Raw genomic sequence first — 17,643 nt, forward strand, 5'->3', positions numbered from 1 at the left:
TCGACGATCGAGGGATGGAACGGGACGGGACGGGACGACGGGTCGACTCGCCCGACGAACGGGCCCCTACTCGCCCAGCGACCGGACGGCCGAAACCGCCTCGTCGACGGGGGGCGCGTCGAACCACGCGGTCCCGGTGTAGGCGTTCGCGCCGGCGGCGTACATCGCCGAGACCGCCTCGAGGACCCCGTCGGGGAGATCGATCGGCTCCTCCTCGCAGAGTTCGCGCCAGTCGGCGAGGTCGCGGTCGGCGACCGCGGATTTCGCCTCGCCGACCGCCTCGACCCACTCGGGGTCGGCGCGCTTGTACCACTGGCGGACGACCTCCTTGGAGACCTGCTGACCGCCGTAGGAGAACCGGTTCTCGTCGAAGGTGCCGACCACGTCGGCGACGCGGAGCTCCCCGTCGACGTAGAGACACTCGATCTTGCCGTCCTCGTGGACGAACCCGGTCTCCTCGGCGCGGTCGGTGACGACGCGGTTCACGTCGCGGGCGAGGTCCGCGAGCGCGTCGACGTCGGCGCGACCGGCGATCCGGTCGGCCTCCTCCCGCGAGAGGTAGCGGTCCTGCTCCTCGTACTTCGTCGAGAACTCCACGACGGGTTCGGGCAGGTCGACCGACTCGTCCGGCCACTCCTCGAAGGGGAGGTCGAAGTCGGCGGGGTCACGCCGGCTCCGGAGGCTCGAGCCCACGGGGACCGTGTTCCGGAAGACGACCTCCAGGGGGACGAGGTAGTTCTCCCCGCCCGCGGCGTGGAACGCGTCGTAGTCGTACCCCGCCTCGGGACCCGCGTACGGGAGGTCGGGTACCCGGGTCAACTCGATCGCCATCTCCGTCGGCGGCGCGTCGGCCTCCGCGAGGGGAACGACCGCGTCCTCGGGGTCGGCTCCCGACTCGACCGCGACGGGGTCGACGACGCCGCGGTAGTGCGTGGCGACCCCGGCGTCGGCCAGTCGCTCGAAGTTGAACGCGCCCATCACACAGAGGCTCGCGCCCTTTCGCGGGATCGCGTCGGGCATCCGCCCCCAGTCGAACACGGAATACGCGTCGGTGAACGCGAACCGGCCGCGGCCGAGGCCGTCGGCGGTCGCGGGCTCGACGACGCGGAACTCCTTGACGCTCGTCATACCGGATCCGCGACCGCCTCCCAAATGAATCTTTCAGTTACGTGGTCACCTCGGTGGATCTTCGACCGAAGCGATCCATAGACGTGGATCGTATTTCGCCCGGAGGCGGCGGGAGACCGTCCGTCCGCATCGAAAGGCCCTCACGCCCCCTCCCCGCAGATGGACGTATGAACGAGGAGAGCGAGGTCGTCGTCCTCCGGTACGGCCACCGTCCCGGACGGGACGACCGAATGACGACGCACGTGGGACTGACCGCGCGGGCGCTCGGCGCGGACCGGGTGATCCTCCCGGACAACGCCGGCCAGTCGGCCGAGACGGTCCGGGACATCACGAACCGGTTCGGCGGGCCGTTCGCGGTCGAGTTACGCGAGGACCAGAAGGCGATCGTCGGCGACTGGGACGGGGTCGTCGTCCACCTCACCATGTACGGCGAGCGGGTTCAGGACGTCGAAGTCGAGGTCCGCGAGGAGGTCCACGACGCGGGCCGTGACCTCCTCGTCGTCGTCGGCGGCGAGAAGGTCCCATGGGCGCTGTACGAGCGCGCGGACTTCAACGTGGGCGTGACGAACCAGCCGCACTCGGAGGTCGCCGGGCTCGCCGTCTTCCTCGACCGGCTCTTCGAGGGCACGGAACTCGACCGCGAGTGGGTCGACGCCGACCGTCGCGTGGTGCCGGAGGCGACCGGAAAGACGGTGATCGACGCGGACGACGACCGATAGCCCGACTCGTCGGACTCCGACCGCCCTCGGACTGTCACCCTTCGGACTACCCGTCCTCGGCGTCGCATCGATCGCGCCGTCGGTCGACGACCTCCGGCGTCCCGCTCAGGATGCCGCGCATGCCCGACATCGGCTCGCCGACCTTGATCCCGTGTTCGGTGATCCGGAACTCGCGGATCGTCCGCTCGAAGTCGCTGGTCCGCTTTTTCAACACGCCGATCGCCTTGCGGATCTCCCCGTTCACCTCGAGGTGTCGTAGAAAGACGATGTTGTCGGCGAGGTAGCTGATGTTCTCCATCGTCGCCTGGAACTCGCCCGTCACGTTTCGCGTCTCGTCGACGAAGATGGCCGTCGCGCCCGTGTTCTTGAGATAGCGACCGAGCGCGTGCATCTGTTGGAGCATCGTGCTCCCCTCGCCGCGGAGGGTGAGTCGATACCCCGAGATCCCGTCGACCATCACGATGTCGGCGTCCCGCCCTTCGACCTCCTCGCGGACCATTCGAGCGAACTCCTGGGGCGACCGTTCGAGCGCCTCGACCTCGTTCACCTGGAGGGTCCCCTTCTCGATCATCCGATCGACGGGGATGTTGACCGCCCGCGACCGGCTGAGAAACGTCTCCTCGGTCTCCTCGAAGAGGTAGATGACCGATCGTTCCCCGCGGCCGGCCGCCTCCTTCATGAACTGCGTGGACAGCGTCGTCTTGCCGACGCCGGTCGGCCCGCTGACGATGCTGACGGTCCCGCGTTCGAGCCCGCCGTTGAGGAGCTCGTCGACCTCGGGGATCCCCGAGGAGATCTGTTCGATCTCGTACTCGCCGACGTGTTCGCCCGGCTGGAGCGCCGGATAGACCTCGATCCCTCCGTCGGTTACCCGGTAGGCGTGGTCGCCGCTCTGCGTTGAGGAACCGCGGAACTTCGGTACGCGGATGGACCTCCCGTGCGCCTCGGTTCCCAACACGATCGTCCCGTCCGTGATGAACTCGAGGTCGTCGGTCGGCAGCGACTCCGTGTCCTGAACCGTGAACAGCACGGTCGCGTTCCGCTCCTTGAGAAACCGCATGAATCCGACGACCTGCTTGCGGAACTGGTAGTCGTCGTCGGTCAGGAATCGGAGCTGCGTCAGCGGGTCGACGACGACACGGTCCGGATCGACTTCGGTCACCCCCTCGACGATCCGCTCCGTGAGCGACTCCCGCTCGACCTCCGAGGGAGCGAACACCTCGTAGGACCGGTCCTCGGTGAAGACGTCCGCGCTCGGGCTCAGGTCGAGGAAGTCTATCGCCTCGGTGTCGAATCCCAGCGCCTCGGCGTTCGCCTTCAGGTCGTCGAGGTCCTCCTCGAGGTTGATGAAGAGCGCCGTCTCGCCTCGCTCGACGCCAGCCGCGAGAAAGTGGAGTCCGAGGATCGTCTTCCCGCTTCCCGCCCGCCCGTTGATCATGTAGCTCCGCTCCGGAACGAGTCCGCCGGACAGGACCTCATCGAGACCGCCGACGCCGGTCGAGAGTCGCTCGGACAGTGATGGTGACATCCGTAGGCCATTCGACGGGTGAACGTATAAATGCTACAAGGAAACGTGCTCGCGTTCGGGCGGCAGAGGACGTGAAGAAGGGACAACGCTTAGTGGACGTGTACGCTTCTCTTAGGGGAAATGGTCTCGGGCTCCGAAGGGATCGACGCGGGCACGAGCCGCGGCACCGAGGACCCCGAGGGCCGGTCCGTTGTCCTGTTGTTCATGCGGCCGGGACGCGACCGCGAGCTGTTGGCGGAGGCGCTGTCCGGCCGATATCGGATCGAGACGGCGACGGACGTGGCGGCACTCGAGTCGACGTTCGACTGTTGTCTCCTCGACGCCGACGGGTTCGGGCGGGCGGCCGAGGTCGTCGAATCGAGACGGGAACGGTCGGACCCCGTCTTCCTCCCGTTCGTCCTGTTGATCCCCGAGGGAACGAGCGACTCGGCCGTCGAGAACGCGTGGGAACGCGTCGACGACGTCATCGATCTCCCGGTGAAACGCGCCGAACTGGCCGCCCGGATCGAGAACCTGATCGGGCGGCGGGAGACGTCCCTGCGGCTCGCCGAGCGCGAGCGGCGGCTCGAGGAGGCGGTCGAGGAACTGACGCTGAAGGAGCGGGCGATGGACGAGGCGCCGGTCGGCATCACGCTCGCGGAGCCGGGATCGGGAGACAACCCGATGATCTACGCGAACGCGGAGTTCGAGGAGCTCACCGGGTACGGCCCGGAGATGCTCGGGGAGGACTGTCGATTCCTCCAGGGCGAGGAGACCGACGAGGAGACGCGGACGGCGATCCGCGAGGCGATAGACGCGGAGGAACCGGTCTCCGTGGACGTCCTGAACTACCGGGCGAACGGCCGGAAGTTCTGGAACCGCCTCACGGTCGCGCCGATACGCGACGGGAGCGGGACCGTCACGAACTACGTCGGGTTCCAGGCCGACATCACCGACCGGAAGATCCGCGAGCGCAGACTGGAGGTGATGAACCGCGTGCTCAACCACAACCTCCGGAACAAGATGAACCTCATCGACGGCTACACGGAGCTCCTCCGCGAGGAACTCGGCGACGAACACCGGAAACCGATCGAGGTGATAGAGGAGACGACGGACGACCTCATGCGGATCGCGGAGGCGGTACGGAAGATCGACCACACGCTGTCGTCGTCCGACCCCGGGGGAGCCCCGATCGCGTTGCGCGACCGGCTCTCGGAACTGCTGAGCACGTACGAGGGCCGATACCCGAACGCGACCTTCGCGTTGTCCGTCCCCGAAGACGACCCGCTCGAGGTCGCCGTCGTCGGGCTCTCGACGGCGATCGAGGAGGGCATCGAGAACGCGATCAAACACAACGACGACCCGAACCCGTCCGTCGAGATCCGGGTCGAGCGCCCGGATCCGGGGTGGATCGTGATCGAGATCGAGGACGACGGACCCGGGATACCCGACCACGAGACCCGAGTGCTCAGGAGCGGCGAGACATCGCTGAAACACGCCGACAGGCTGGGGATCTGGCTGATGTACTGGGTCGTGAACAGGGCGGGCGGCGACTTCTCCGTGTCCACCGGCGAGGGGGAGGGGACGACCCTTCGCCTGTCCGTTCCGACGGAGTCCTGAAGTCCGTCGCCGTCGACCGGGAAACGGTCGGTGGAACCGCCGAGAAGCCGCCTACATCGCTCGCTTCGACCGGAGCCTCGCGAGCCGGACCCGCGCCTCCTGCCGGCTCGTCCCGCGCACCCGGCCGGTCTCGTCGTCCGCCATCGAGACGAGCGAGAGCCGGTCGAAGAGGGGGGGCCAGTCGGCCGCGCCGGCGGCCTCGCCCGCGAACGCGACAGCGTTCGCGAGCCCGTCACGTTCCGTCTCGCCGGCGCGGGACACCGCGGCGTCGGCGGCGCGCCGGCGCCCGGCGACGAACAGTCGGTCGCCGACGACCGCCGGGATCCACGCCGGGAGCGCGACCAGCCAGACGAGGAGGCCGGCGACTGCGTACGCCGGTCCCGGGATCCGCTCGCGGTCGGGCTCGTATCCGTGAATTCGGTTGACGCGGCGGTCGGCCGGGCTGCGGTCCGACCGGCGGCCGACGAGCAGCGTCGCGAGCAGCGTCACCGTCTCGACGGCGACGAGTCCGGGCAACGCCGCCGTCGTGAACGCGGCCTCTCGGGTCCGAAGCCGGACCATCGCGTGCCGCAACGCGGCGTCGCGGTCAGCCGCGGGCAGCGAGAGGAGTCGCGTGGAGACGACGAGCCGCGGCCCTCGGAAGCCGTCGGCGACGGCGACGTTGGCCGCCTCCGCCCGGACGGCCGTGACCGGCGGCGGGTCGACGCCGACCGCCTCCGCGACCGCCTCGACGCGGGAGTCGATAAACGCCGCGGGGCGGTCGTCGAGGTCGGCCGAGGGGAGCCGCGCGATCCGCCGATCGACGAGGACGGGACCGAGCGCGGCCGAGGTCGCGATCCCGACGACCGCGGCTACGAGCACGCCGATCCCGACGCCGACGTCGAGGCCGCCGACGGTGCCGAGGAGCCACGCGAGGGGGACGACCGGGATCGCCGCGAGGACGACCGGGACCGTCGCGAGCGCGAGCGCGCCGACGACCGCGGATGCCCGTTCGATCGAACCGGAACTCATACGCGGAAGCCGTGTCGCGGGCGGCGTATAGCTCTGCCGGAGCCGACGGACGGGGCGGCCGGGACCGGCGGGAACCGTGAGGGCTCTCCCTTCCGGAGCTTTTAACCCCGCTCCACCGCCAAATAACGGTAATGGCTTTTGAGGACCTGTTGAACGACCCCGTCATCCAGAAGTACCTCCACGAGCTCGTGGGGCCGACGGGGATGCCGGTCGCGGCCGCGCCCCCCGACGGCGAGGTGACCGACGAGGAGTTGGCGGAGGAGCTCGGACTGGAGCTCAACGACGTCCGCCGCGCGCTGTTCATCCTCTACGAGAACGACCTCGCCACCTATCGGCGGGTCCGCGACGAGGACTCCGGCTGGCTCACGTACCTCTGGACGTTCCACTACGACAACATCCCGGAGAACCTCCAGGAGGAGATGTACCGACTGCTCGAGGCCTTGGAGGAACGCGAGGAGTACGAGCGAACCCACGAGTTCTACCTCTGTGAGGTGTGTTCGCTCCGCTTCGAGTTCGGCGAGGCGATGGACTTCGGCTTCGAGTGTCCCGAGTGCGGGTCGCCGCTCGACGCGATGGAGAACGACCGGCTCCAGGAGGCGCTGTCGATGCGATTCGAGGAGCTTCGAGACGAACTCAACGCGGACGTGACCGGCTGATGGTCGTCCTCGCGACCAAGTGCTACGTCGAGGGCGACGCCCGCGACCGCGCGCTCGACGGCATGTACTCGCTCGTCGACAACGACGTCGGCGACCTCGCGGTCGACTGGACGGTCGGCGTCCGCGACGACGACTTCGTCCAGGTCGACGTGAGCGGTGATGACGCCACGGTCGCCCGCAACGTCCTCGCGGAGACGTGGGGCGAGGTCGTCGCCCACGACGAGGGACTCGTCGCCGACGAGACGTACGTCGGCACCCTCGAGTCGTGGGACGCCGAGGGCTTCGTCCTCGACGCGGGCGAGGAGGTGTTCGTCCCGGCCGACGAGCTGGGCCTCGGCGTCGGGTCCCCCGAACAGGTCGTCGAGCGGTTCGGCCTCGTCCAACACCTCCCGATGACGTTCGTCTACGGCGGCGACCACGGCGATACGGACGCCGATCCACACCGGCTCGCCGACGCCGAACGGGACCGCCTCTACGACTGGCAGCGGGGACCGGGTCGGCTGAACGTCAACTCCGCGACCCGCGGAGAGGTGCGCGCGACGGTGAACCGGGCGGGCCACGCCCAGGACATCGTCACCGTCGAGCGGCTGGGGCTCTTGGAACAGAGCGTCGTCTGTGCGGAGGGAACCGACCCGCCGGGCCTGTTGGCCGCGATCGGCTCGTACCTCCCGGCTGAGATGCGCTGTGTCGTCTGAGCCGTGAACCGACGCTTCGTCCTCGCCGTGGCCCTCGTCGCGCTGCTCGCCGCGAGCGCCGGCTGCCTCGACTACGCGACCGGCGGCGGCGAGGTCACGAACGAGACGCTCGACTCCGAACCGCCGCGCGAGTACGACTTCGACACCGACCGCGACGCCGCCTTCGAGCTCTCGACGGACTCCCGATACACGGTCGTCTACGACCTCTCCGGCCGCGACGAGCTCCGTCTGTACCGGCAGACCCCGTACGCGGGCGATCAACCCCTCGAGTTCGAGGCGTTCCGGTACCGGTTCCCCGACGGCGAGGTGGTGTCCGGAAGCGAGTTCCGCGCTCGCGGCGGCGAGATAGAGCGGACGCCCGACGAGACGTGGATCCGCCTCGGCGACGACATGGACGGCGGGAAGGCCGCGTTCTCGGGGGCGGGCTCACCCCGGCGGTTCACGTCGCTGGCGTACGTCGAGGGCTCCTACGCCGTGACGCTCCCGCCCGGGTTCAGCACGGACTTCCCGATCGTCGGCCACGTCTCGCCGCGGAGCTACGAGGTCGAGACCGTCGGCGACCGCGACCGGATCGTCTGGGAGGAGGTGACGGGATCGATCGTCGTCCAGGCGTATCGCGAACCCGACCTCGTCGTCTTCGGCGGGATCCTCGCCGTCGCGACCCTCATCGCGGTCGTGGGGACGCTCCGGTTCAAACGCCAGCTCGAGGAGCTCCGCGAGCGACGCCGCGAGATGGGCCTCGACGTGTACGACGACGAGGACGACGACGGGTTCCTCTAGGACGGCGGAGCGGTCCCGCGACTGCTATCGCCCCGTCCCCCGACGGCGCCCTCGGGGCGTCCGCCGGCGGCCTTTTTTATCGCCCCCGCGTGGATCCTCGCATGAACGCCGCGATCGTCACCGTCGGGGACGAGCTCCTCGTCGGGGACACCGAGAACACGAACGCGACCTGGCTCTGCGGTCGGCTCGCGGACCGAGGCGTCCCGGTCCGGCGAGTGACCGTCGTCCCCGACGAGGTCGCGGAGATCGCCCGGGTCGTCAACGAGTACCACGCGGAGTACGACGCCGTGATCGTCACCGGCGGGCTCGGCCCGACCCACGACGACGTGACGATGGAGGCGGTCGCGGCCGCCTTCGGACGGGAGGTCGTCGAGAACGAGGAGGCGGCCGCGTGGCTCGAGGAACGGGGATACAGCGCCGACGACCTCGCCGCGGAGACGACGCACCTGCCCGCGGACTGTCGGCCGCTCCCCAACGACGAGGGGGTCGCCCCGGGCGCGGTCGTCGAGTCGGCCTACGTGCTGCCGGGCGTCCCCGCGGAGATGCGGGCGATGTTCGAGCGGGTCGCGGCGGAGTTCGACGGCGTCCCGTCCCACGCGGTCGTCGTCGCCGTCGACGAGCCCGAGAGCACGCTCATCGGTCGGTTCGCAGAACTCAGGGAGCGGTTCGACGTGAGCGTCGGGTCGTACCCGGGCGAGAGCGTCAGGGTGAAGATCACCGCGAGCGACGCGGCGGAGGCCGAACGGGCCGCCGCGTGGCTGCGGGAACGGGCGGATCTGGTCGAGTGAGAGGCGTCGGGAGGAGCCGGCTGCCGGTCGCCGCGGTCAGCGCGCGAGGTAGGCGACCCACACGGCGGTGACGATCAGGCTGACGGCGAGCACGGCGAGCGCGGTCGCCTCGATCGGGAGCGGCTCGGGCTGGACGGCGGACAGGATCATGTCCGGAGGTTGTCCGGGTCCCGGCTTAAATGTTGATCTTCGCCGACGGACCGCTCCGCGTTCGAATCGTCCGCGATCCGTTAAGTGGCCGCCGCCGCAACGTCGGGTATGCACGTCGGCGTCGTGATGAACCCGATCGCCGGGATGGGCGGTCGCGTGGGGCTGAAGGGGACCGACGGGAAGATCGCGGAGGCGCGCGAGCGCGGCGCGGAGCCGCGCGCTCCCGACCGGGCGAAGCGGGCGATGGATCGGCTCGCCGCGGTCGCGCCCGAGACGGCCGTCTCGACGGCGGTTGACCCGATGGGCGAGCGGATCGTCCGCGAGGCCGGCTTCGAGCCGGTCCGGGTCGTCGATCCGTTCGAGAGCGGAGAGCGGCGAGGGACCGACGACGCCCCCGCCGAGACGACCGCCGAGCACACCCGCCGCGCGGTGGAGGCCTTTCTGGAGGCGGGCGTCGACCTCGTGTTGTTCGTCGGCGGCGACGGTACCGCGGCGGACGTGGCGACGGCCCTGGAGGGCACGGACACGCCGATGCTCGGCGTTCCCGCGGGCGTGAAGGTGTACTCGTCGGTGTTCGCGGTCTCCCCGGAGGACGCCGCGGAGGTGGCGGCGACCTTCTCGCGGACCGAGCGCCGCGAGGTGATGGACATCGACGAGGACGCCTATCGGGAGGGGGAGGTCCACCCGGAGCTTCGCGGGGTCGCCCACGTCCCCGTCGCCGAGGACCTCCAGTCGTCGAAACAGACCGCGAGCGGCACCGTCGAGTCGCTCGCCGAGGGGGTCGCCGACGACATCCGGGAGCGCGAGGGAGATGGGGTCACCTACGTCCTCGGCCCGGGGTCGACGGTGGGTGCGATCAAGGCCGAGCTCGGCTTCTCGCCCTCCCCGATCGGCGTCGATGTCTGGCGCGACGGCGAGGTGGTTGCCTTGGACGCGACGGAGTCGGAGATCCTCGCGGAACTCGGCGAGGAGAACGCCATCGTCGTCTCGCCGATCGGCGGACAGGGGTTCGTCTTCGGGCGGGGGAACCCGCAGCTCTCGCCGGCGGTGATCCGCGAGTGTGACGTGACGATCGTCGCGTCCCGCGCGAAGCTCGACGACGTGCGGGCCCTGCGGGTGGACACGGACGACCCCGAGCTCGACGCCGAGCTGGCGGGCTGGGTGCGCGTCCGCGTCGGGAAGTTCGAGACGCGGATGATGAAGATCGTGTGACCGGGTCCCCCGGCGAGGGATCCGTCGGCGAGCTAGTCGTCGAAGCCGTGAATGCCCGCGGTGGTCACCTCGACGCCGTCGTCGGTGATCAACAGGGTGTGTTCCGCCTGGCTCACGAGAGCGTCGTCGGCCTCCTTTAACACGGGATACCCCTTGATCACGTTCGCCTGCTTCAGGCGGCGAAGCGCCATGCCGGCGCGGTCGTCGGGGAGCCACCGGGCGGCGAAGGGGAGGTCGTCGAACTCCCGGATCTCCTCGAGCACCTGTCTCGCCCGGCGGTCCCGGACGCTCTTGTCCCGTTCGAGCTCGAAGATCTCCTCGTCGGTGCCCTCCCCGACCTTGCCGCGGCCGTCGGTCGCGAACGGCTCGATGGCGACCGCCTGCCCCGGCTGTAATTCGACGGAGCGGTCGACCCCGCGGTTCGGGACGTTCGGGCCGGTGTGGGCGTCGTACCGCTCGACGCCGTGGCCGGAGAGGTTGAGCACCGGCGTGTAGCCGTACCCGCGGATCACGTCCTCGATCGCCTTCCCGACGACGCCGACCTCGACGCCCGGTCCCGCCTCGTCGATCGCGGCCTCGAGGGCCATCTCGGCCGCCTCCACGAGCTCGACGCTGCCGGTGTGGTCGACGGTGACCGCGGCGTCGGCGATGTAGCCGTCGACGTGGACGCCGACGTCGAGACACACCATCTCCTCGCCGAACTCCGTCTCGTCGTCGCGGGACGGCGTCGCGTGGGAGGCCTCGGCGTCGACGCTGAGGTTGACCGGAAACGCCAGCCCGGCGCCCGACTCGCGGACGAAGTCCTCAACCCACTCGGCGACCTCGAGTTGACTCCGGCCCGGTTCGACCATCGATCTGGCCTCGTTCATCGCCTCGACCAGCACCGCGCCGGCCTCCCGATAGCTCTCGACCGCGTCGTCGTCGAGGGGTCCGTGACTCATGTCCTCGGGTTCGTCGAGGGGCCGCAAAGAGGTTGCGGGAGCGGATCGGTCACCGAAGGGGCGCTCGCACCCGACTCACGCGCGGTTCCCCGCCGGGAACCACATGGAGACGCGGGTTCCGGTTGGTTCGCGGGTCTCGATCGCCAGCTCGCCGCCGGATCCCGTGACGATCCAGTGGACGAGCCAGAGCCCGAGGCCGCTCGCGTGCTCGAGTGGCGTCTCGCGTCCCTCCGAGAACACGGTCCGCTCGACCGGCGGAATGCCCGGGCCGTCGTCGGCGATCTCGACGCGATAGCCGTCGCGGTCGACCGCGACGCGTACCTCGATGTTCGCGACGGACCCGTCGTGGTGGACGACCGCGTTCTCCAGGACGTTCCGCACCGCGGACTCGAGGAGCTCGTCGGCCGAGACCACCGCCTCCTCAGGTGCCGAGAGCGACACCGACGCGTCGGGGAACGCCGCCTCCAGCGAGTCGCACAGCCGCGGGAGCAGCGACGCGAGGTCGATCTCCGCCCGGTCGAAATCGTCGTGGAGCGCCACGTCGATCTCGCGGGCCTGATCGCTGAGGTGCGTCAGCGTCTCCACCTTCCGGTCGATCACGTCGAGGTGCTCGCGTCCCTCCCCGTCGACGTGGTCTCGAAGGAGGTCCGCGTACCCGCCGATCACGTTCGCGTCGTTCTTCAGGTCGTGTCTGAGCACGCGGTTGAGAACCTGGAGCCGCTGTTCGTGTCTTCGCCCCTCGGTCACGTCGGTCGCGGTGATGACCACCTCGTCCGCGGCGTTCTCGAAGAGCGGCTCGATGGTCGTCTCGAAGGTGCGCCAGTCGCCGTTCTCGCGAGCGATCCGATGTTCGAACACCTGCGGTTCGCCGGTCTCCAGTGCGGCCTCGAAGCGACGTTGACACTCCTCGCGGTCCTCCGGATGGATCAGGTCGAGAACCGGCCGCCCCTCGACCGCGGCGGCGTCGTGGCCGAGGAGCCGGTCGACGGAGGGGCTCACGTACCGGAGCAGGCCGTCGGTACCACACACGGCGATGACGTTCGGCGACTTCTCGATGAGCGCCCGGTATCGACGCTGGAGCGTCTCGCGTTCGGTGACGTCACGGAACAGGAGGACGCTCCCGCCGCGTTCGTCCCCAGATCCGGCCGTGGAGAGCGCGTGTTCGGTGACGGTGAGGAATCGGGGTCCGTTCTCGGTCTCGATGGTCACCTGCCCGGTCTCTCCGGTTCCGCCGTTCCGCACGGCGTCGACGACCGTCGGCGCGTTCGAGAACGCCGCCTCGACCGGCCGCCCGAACTCGAGGGAGTCGAACAGCCCCCGTGACCGGTCGTTCGCGTCGACGACCCGGTCGTCGCCGTCGAGGACGACGACCCCGTCGGAGAGGTTCGTGAACACCGCCTTCCGGGCGACCGGCGAGAGGTCGAGCAGCCGGTACCGGAACACCACCCAGGCGACGATCCCGGCCGTCACGGAGAACGAGATCGGCGTGAGATCGACGAACTCCGGCCCCAGAGACGTCCACGCGCCGATGACGCCGACGGCCATCGGAACCGTGCCGGCGGCGAACAGGAGTCCGGCCTGCCGCCGGAAGATGCCGGTCCGGTCGACCACGGCGTACCCGAGCACGAGGAAGGCGATCAGGTTCACGACGTACGTGTACGCCGTGAACGCCAGAAGCGCGAGCGTGGGAGAATAGGTAACCGCGAGATAGCCGCCGTCGGCGATCGTGATCGAGGGGTATCGATAGAACAGGGGAACGGCACCGAGGAACCACACCGCGACGACGACCGACGCGGGGACCAGACAGATCGCCGACAGCCGTCGGGGGCGGAACCACTCCACTCGCCCGATGTACGCCAACACGAACGCCGGCCACGCGGCCGCCAGCGTTCCGATGCCGAGCCAGACGAACCGATTCCAGAACAGCATCGCGGGGAGGGTGGTCGCCGACAGCTGGACCGCGTACGCCGTGGCCCACACCCCGGCGCCGACGGTGACGCCGAGGAACGACCGGACGAGCCACTTCGACCCGCGGAACCGGCGGACGAACGCGTAGGCCGCGAAGACGAACGACGCCGACCCGGCCACGAGGAGCGGGACCGTGTACGGCGTCGTCTGCCAGACCATCGATACCGGAGGGATGCGAGTCGGCGATAAAAATCGAACGGAGAACGCGAACGCTTCGGTCCGCTCTTCCGGTTCGGTGATCGATCGGTGCCGATAAGCGGGTTCCGGATCGACGGACCGTATGCTCGACTCCGGCGAAGACGCGCCGACGTTCACCCTCGAGAACCAGCACGGCGAGCCGGTCTCGCTCGGCGACACCGACGCGTCGTACACGGTCGTCTACTTCTACCCGCGCGCGGACACCCCGGGCTGTACGACCGAGGCGTGCGGCTTCCGCGACGAGTGGGACGCCTTCGAGGCGGCCGGCGTCGCGGTGCTCGGGATCAGCGACGACCCCGTCGAGGACCTCGCCGACTTCGCGGCGAAACACGACCTGCCCTTCGAACTCCTCTCGGACCCCGACGGCGAGGTCGCGAGCGCGTACGACTCCTACGGTGAAAAGGATATGTTCGGAAACGTCTTCGACGGCGTGTTCCGGAACACGTACGTCGTCGACGCCGAGGGGACGATCGCGCTCGCGTACGAGGGGGTCTCCCCGGAGGGTCACGCCGACCGGATCCTCGAGGACGTCGCGGCGCTCGGGGAGTGAGACCGTCGAGACGCCCGGGTCGTCCGGACGGGTCCCGCGTCCCGCTCAGAAGAACCCGCCGGCTCGCGAGACGAGCTTCGGCACCTCCTCCGCTATCGCGTGGCGTTTGACCAGCACGAAGCCGCCGAGGACCACGACGAATCCGGCGACGGTCGTCGCCGTCACCGGCTCCGCGAGGAGGACGGCACCGGCGACCGTCGCGACCACGGGGACGACGTAGGAGACGAGGTTGATCTCGAACGCGCCGAGCCGGTCGAGAAGCGTGAAGTAGATCGTGTAGGCGACCGCCGAGGACAACACGCCGAGGAAGCCCAACGCGACGAGCGCCGGGAGTTCGGTCGCTGGGAGCCGCTGTCCCTCGCCGAGACCGAGGCTGAACCCGTGCATCAGGAGGCCGCCGAACAGCATCGCCCAGGCGGTGAGCGCGACGCTCGAGAACGTCGTCTCCACGACGCGGAGCCCGACGCTGCTGAACGAGACGGAGACCACGCCGACGAAGATGAGCGCGACCCCGATCGTCACCCCGCCGGCCAGGTTCGCGGGGTCCGGCTGGGCGACGAGGCCGACGCCGACGAACGCGAGCACGACGCCGAGGCTTCCCCGCGCGTCGAGGCTCGACTCGCCGATCCACACCGCCGCGACGGCCGCGGTGACGATGGGGACGAGGCTGTAGGTGATCGAGGCGATCCCGCTCGTCGTGTACTGCTGGCCCGTGAAGAGCAGCGAGTTGTTGACGGCCACGTTGAACCCGCCGCTGAGCCCGATCGCGGCGAGGTCGCCGCGGGTCCGCGGGAGCGGGTTCGACTCGGTCAGGAGGACGTACGTGACGAGGACCAACGCGGCGATGTCGAAGCGGTAGGCCGCGTACAACACGGGCGGGTAGTACGCCAGCCCGACCTCGATGGCGACGAACGAGCCGCCCCACAGGCTGGCGAGGAGGAAGAACAGGAGGACGTCGCGATACCTGGACACGACGATGCGGACGGCGTCCTCCCGTATATCGGTGTCCGTTCCGGTCAGCGAGCGGGGGAATCGACGCCATAGCGATCTCCGGCGGACCGGTCAAACGGCGGCCGAACGGACACGAACGATCCGGTTTACGGGGGTATTTACACCCATCGACCGTGAGCGTGAGTCATGGAACCAGACCTCGACCGGTTTACGTCCCGACGATCGACCGTCTACGGCCAGAGCGGGGTCGTCGCCACGAGCCAGCCGCTCGCGAGCGAGGCGGGTATCGGCGTCCTGCGGGACGGCGGCAACGCCTTCGACGCCGCGGTGGCGACGGCGGCCGCGCTCAACGTCGTGGAGCCGACCTCGACCGGACTGGGGGGCGACGTGTTCGCGCTGTACCGGACCGCCGACGGCGACGTGGGCGCGATGCGCGCCTGCGGCGGCGCGCCCGCTGACGCGACGATCGAGAACGCTCGGGAGGCGATCGCCGCCGACGAGGGGAGCGACGTCGACGACCCGGCCGACGCCGAGATGCCGACGACCGGCCCGCACGCCGTCACCGTCCCCGGGACCGCTCGCGGCTGGGAGGCGACCGCCGAGACGCTCGGAACGATGGACCTCGGCGAGCTGCTTCGACCCGCGATCCGGCTGGCGACGGAGGGATACCCCGTCTCGGAGGTCGTCGCCGCCCAGTGGGAGCACGGCGAGGAGCTCTTCGAGACCGACCACGCCCGCGACGCCTTCCTCTTCGACGGGGAGTCGCCGTCGGTCGGCCAGCGCGTGACCCTCCCGAAACTGGGCGCGTCGATGGAGCGGATCGCCGAGGAGGGCGCCGACGTCGTCTACGAGGGCGAGATCGCCGAGGCGATCGCCGAGGAGGTCCAGCGCGCGGGCGGGTTCATGACCGTCGACGACCTCGCGGACTTCGAGGTCGAGTGGCCCGAGCCGGTCTCGACGACGTACAACGGCGCGGAGGTGTACGAGCTCCCGCCGAACAACCAGGGGCTCATCGCGCTCGAGGCGCTCAACGTCGCCGAGGAGCTCGGCGCGGGCGAGTACGACTACGACTCCGCCGAGCGCGTCCACTACCTCTCGGAGGCGCTGAAGGTCGCCTTCCACGACGGCCACCGCTACATCACCGACCCCGAGTACGAGGACCACCCGCCGCTGGGGTCGAAGTCGTGGGCGAGGGAACGCGCCGCGGAGGTCGGCGAGACCGCGAACCACGACGTGAGCTTCGGGGTGCCCGACGCGAACGCCGAGGACGCCGACACCGTCCTCCTCACCGTCGCCGACGACGAGGGGAACGTGGTCTCGTACATCAACTCGCGGTTCGCCGGGTTCGGTTCCGGGCTCGTCGCCGGCGACACCGGGATCGCCCTCCAGAACCGGGGGTCGTCGTTCTCGCTCGACCCCGACCACCCGAACAGCCTCGAGCCCGGCAAGCGGCCGTTCCACACCCTCATTCCGGGGCTCGTCCGGTTCGCCGAGGACGACTGGGCGGCCTTCGGCGTGATGGGCGGGTACATGCAGCCGCAGGGGCACCTCCAGACGCTCTCGAACGTCATCGATTACGGGATGCCGATCCAGCGCGCGCTCGACGAGCCGCGGTGGCGGTACCGCGAGGACGGGACGCTGGCGCTGGAGCCGCACTTCGACGACGACGTCGCGGCGAAACTCGTCCGGAAGGGCCACGACGTGCGGACGATGTCGCCGGGAGTGTTCGGCGGCGCGCAGATCGCTCGGAACGAGGACGGCGTCCTCTCGGCGGCGACGGAGCCGCGCAAGGACGGGAACGCGCAGGGGTATTAAAGGGCCTCAGTCCCCGCCGGCCGCCCGCGCCCGCCGTCTGGCGTCCTCGGGCGACCGCCCCTCACGGAGGAGCGCGTCGACGAACAGCTCGCCGGCCTTGTACGACGACCGGACCATCGGGCCGGACGCACAGTAGAGGAAGTCGAACTCCGTTTCGGCCACCTCGCGCCACGTCTCGAAGACGTCCGGGTGGACGTACTCGAAGACGTCGAGGTGCGACCGGGAGGGCTGGAGGTACTGTCCGAAGGTGACGACGTCGACGCCGACCTCCCGGAGGTCGCCGAGCGTCCGGTACACCTCGTGGTCGTACTCGCCGACGCCGAGCATGAGGCTCGTCTTGGTGTGGATCTCGGACTCGCGGTCGACTCGATCGAGCACGGCGAGCGACTGCTCGTAGTTCGCGCGACGGTCGCGAACGGGCCACTGGAGGCGCTCGACCGTCTCCACGTTGTGGGCGATCACGTCGGGTCCGGCGTCGACGATCCGGTCGACCGCTTCGGGGTCGCCGCCGAAGTCGGGGATCAGCGTCTCCACGAGGATCTCGGGGTCGCGCCGCTTGATCGCGCGGATCGTCTCGGCGAAGTGTGCGGACCCGCCGTCCGCGAGGTCGTCGCGGTCGACGGAGGTGAGAACGACGTACTCCAGGCCGATCTCCGCGACCGCGTCCGCGACGTTCTCCGGCTCGTCGGAGTCGAGCGGGTCCATCCCGCCGGTCTCGACGTCACAGAAGTTACACCCGCGCGAGCAGCGGTCGCCCATGAGCATGAACGTCGCCGTGCCCGGTCCGTTCGTGCCCCCTGACCAACACTCGCCCATGTTCGGGCAGTTGGCCTCCTCACAGACGGTGTGGAGGTCGCGATCGCGGAGGCTCGCTTTGATCTCCGTGAACCGGCTCCCCGAGGGGGGACGCGACTTCAGCCAGTCCGGTTTCCGCCGGCCGCGTTGCATGCTCGA

General features: G+C 69.7%; 16 protein-coding genes. 9 read left to right on the forward strand and 7 right to left on the reverse strand.

What is annotated here, in order from left to right; translation table 11 throughout:
- Nucleotides 1–66 precede the first annotated feature (66 nt).
- The gene (locus F3H10_RS00990) at nt 67–1,128 is read right to left on the reverse strand and encodes a phosphoribosylaminoimidazolesuccinocarboxamide synthase (RefSeq protein ID WP_149782990.1); all 1,062 of its coding nucleotides are present in this window, start codon (nt 1,126–1,128) and stop codon (nt 67–69) included.
- Between the two features lie 167 nt (nt 1,129–1,295).
- Between F3H10_RS00990 and F3H10_RS00995 the strand changes: the two genes are divergently transcribed.
- Nucleotides 1,296–1,847: a tRNA (cytidine(56)-2'-O)-methyltransferase gene (locus tag F3H10_RS00995; protein ID WP_149782991.1), complete on the forward strand. Its 552-nt coding sequence runs from the start codon at nt 1,296–1,298 to the stop codon at nt 1,845–1,847.
- 46 nt (nt 1,848–1,893) lie between these two features.
- Here F3H10_RS00995 and F3H10_RS01000 read toward each other — a convergent pair whose 3' ends face one another.
- Nucleotides 1,894–3,375: an ATPase domain-containing protein gene (locus tag F3H10_RS01000; RefSeq protein ID WP_149782992.1), complete on the reverse strand. Its 1,482-nt coding sequence runs from the start codon at nt 3,373–3,375 to the stop codon at nt 1,894–1,896.
- A 120-nt stretch (nt 3,376–3,495) separates the two neighbouring features.
- On the opposite strand from F3H10_RS01000, the gene F3H10_RS01005 reads away from it, so the two are divergent.
- A complete protein-coding gene (locus tag F3H10_RS01005) occupies nt 3,496–4,974 on the forward strand; it encodes a PAS domain-containing protein (RefSeq protein ID WP_149782993.1) in 1,479 nt (492 codons plus the stop codon).
- Nucleotides 4,975–5,025: 51 nt separating this feature from the next.
- On the opposite strand, the gene F3H10_RS01010 is transcribed toward F3H10_RS01005, so the two are convergent.
- Complete coding sequence (locus tag F3H10_RS01010) at nt 5,026–5,985, reverse strand: hypothetical protein (RefSeq protein WP_149782994.1); 960 nt, start codon at nt 5,983–5,985, stop codon at nt 5,026–5,028.
- A gap of 131 nt (nt 5,986–6,116) precedes the next feature.
- Between F3H10_RS01010 and F3H10_RS01015 the strand changes: the two genes are divergently transcribed.
- The 5 genes from F3H10_RS01015 to F3H10_RS01035 all read left to right on the forward strand — a co-directional run bounded on the left by F3H10_RS01015 (nt 6,117) and on the right by F3H10_RS01035 (nt 10,266).
- Entirely contained in the window at nt 6,117–6,641 is a 525-nt protein-coding gene (locus tag F3H10_RS01015; RefSeq protein WP_149782995.1) for a transcription factor, read from the forward strand.
- Nucleotides 6,641–7,336, forward strand: a complete 696-nt coding sequence (locus F3H10_RS01020; RefSeq protein ID WP_149782996.1) for a DUF2110 family protein — start codon at nt 6,641–6,643, stop codon at nt 7,334–7,336. The genes F3H10_RS01015 and F3H10_RS01020 overlap by 1 nt, the downstream gene beginning before the upstream one ends.
- A gap of 3 nt (nt 7,337–7,339) precedes the next feature.
- Nucleotides 7,340–8,116 (forward strand): DUF5803 family protein, encoded by a 777-nt coding sequence (locus F3H10_RS01025; protein ID WP_149782997.1) that lies wholly within the window; start codon nt 7,340–7,342, stop codon nt 8,114–8,116.
- 101 nt (nt 8,117–8,217) lie between these two features.
- Nucleotides 8,218–8,904 carry a competence/damage-inducible protein A gene (locus F3H10_RS01030; RefSeq protein ID WP_149782998.1) on the forward strand — a complete coding sequence of 229 codons (687 nt, stop codon included), beginning with the start codon at nt 8,218–8,220 and terminating at the stop codon, nt 8,902–8,904.
- 258 nt (nt 8,905–9,162) lie between these two features.
- Nucleotides 9,163–10,266, forward strand: a complete 1,104-nt coding sequence (locus tag F3H10_RS01035) for an ATP-NAD kinase family protein (protein ID WP_149782999.1) — start codon at nt 9,163–9,165, stop codon at nt 10,264–10,266.
- A gap of 32 nt (nt 10,267–10,298) precedes the next feature.
- Here the strand turns inward: F3H10_RS01035 and map are convergent, their stop codons facing one another.
- Both map and F3H10_RS01045 read right to left on the reverse strand, forming a co-directional pair.
- Nucleotides 10,299–11,207 carry a type II methionyl aminopeptidase gene (gene map, locus F3H10_RS01040; protein ID WP_149783000.1) on the reverse strand — a complete coding sequence of 303 codons (909 nt, stop codon included), beginning with the start codon at nt 11,205–11,207 and terminating at the stop codon, nt 10,299–10,301.
- A gap of 75 nt (nt 11,208–11,282) precedes the next feature.
- The gene (locus F3H10_RS01045; protein WP_149783001.1) at nt 11,283–13,334 is read right to left on the reverse strand and encodes a histidine kinase N-terminal 7TM domain-containing protein; all 2,052 of its coding nucleotides are present in this window, start codon (nt 13,332–13,334) and stop codon (nt 11,283–11,285) included.
- A gap of 121 nt (nt 13,335–13,455) precedes the next feature.
- On the opposite strand from F3H10_RS01045, the gene bcp reads away from it, so the two are divergent.
- Entirely contained in the window at nt 13,456–13,923 is a 468-nt protein-coding gene (gene bcp / locus F3H10_RS01050; RefSeq protein ID WP_149783002.1) for a thioredoxin-dependent thiol peroxidase, read from the forward strand.
- A gap of 45 nt (nt 13,924–13,968) precedes the next feature.
- Here bcp and F3H10_RS01055 read toward each other — a convergent pair whose 3' ends face one another.
- Nucleotides 13,969–14,895 carry a DMT family transporter gene (locus F3H10_RS01055; protein WP_149783003.1) on the reverse strand — a complete coding sequence of 309 codons (927 nt, stop codon included), beginning with the start codon at nt 14,893–14,895 and terminating at the stop codon, nt 13,969–13,971.
- A gap of 165 nt (nt 14,896–15,060) precedes the next feature.
- On the opposite strand from F3H10_RS01055, the gene ggt reads away from it, so the two are divergent.
- Nucleotides 15,061–16,689: a gamma-glutamyltransferase gene (ggt, locus tag F3H10_RS01060; protein WP_149783004.1), complete on the forward strand. Its 1,629-nt coding sequence runs from the start codon at nt 15,061–15,063 to the stop codon at nt 16,687–16,689.
- Between the two features lie 6 nt (nt 16,690–16,695).
- On the opposite strand, the gene lipA is transcribed toward ggt, so the two are convergent.
- Nucleotides 16,696–17,637: a lipoyl synthase gene (lipA, locus tag F3H10_RS01065; RefSeq protein ID WP_149783005.1), complete on the reverse strand. Its 942-nt coding sequence runs from the start codon at nt 17,635–17,637 to the stop codon at nt 16,696–16,698.
- Nucleotides 17,638–17,643: the final 6 nt, after the last annotated feature.

The organism is Halorubrum aquaticum (genome assembly GCF_900113615.1).
Taxonomy (GTDB): Archaea; Halobacteriota; Halobacteria; order Halobacteriales; family Haloferacaceae; genus Halorubrum; species Halorubrum aquaticum.